At 37.9% G+C, this 388-nt stretch carries 1 protein-coding gene; it reads left to right on the top strand.

Features of this window, described 5'->3' with window-relative positions:
- Window positions 1-323, top strand: a 323-nt coding sequence (locus J7R05_RS08930) for a TrmH family RNA methyltransferase (protein ID WP_281388252.1), incomplete at its 5' end; no start/stop codon positions are given.
- Window positions 324-388: the final 65 nt, after the last annotated feature.

The following is a 388-nucleotide window of genomic DNA, read 5'->3' on the forward strand; positions in this document are numbered from 1 at the left end:
CAATCAGAGTTTCTGCTGGTGCAACTCTCAAGATACCCTATACACAAGGCGCCGATATTAATAACATTATAACAGCTTTACACGATGTAGACTTTCATCTTTATGCGCTTTCTCCCTCTAGCCCATGCACTCTAAAACAAGCAAAAATAACAAAAAGGACAGCCCTTATTTTGGGAACAGAAGGGGATGGCTTACCAAGCCATGTACTACAAAAATCAGACACCTTACGTATTCCAATGGCTCATGGCTTCGACAGCCTCAATGTAGCCACAGCATCAGGTATTGCACTCACCCATTTTAGCGATTCTTATAAACTCTATTAAAGATTGATAATATTTTAATTTGTAAAAAATAGCCGATGAAGATACCACTTTTATTTATAAGAAAC

It is taken from the genome of Bartonella capreoli (assembly GCF_902813205.1).
Taxonomy (GTDB): Bacteria; Pseudomonadota; Alphaproteobacteria; order Rhizobiales; family Rhizobiaceae; genus Bartonella; species Bartonella schoenbuchensis.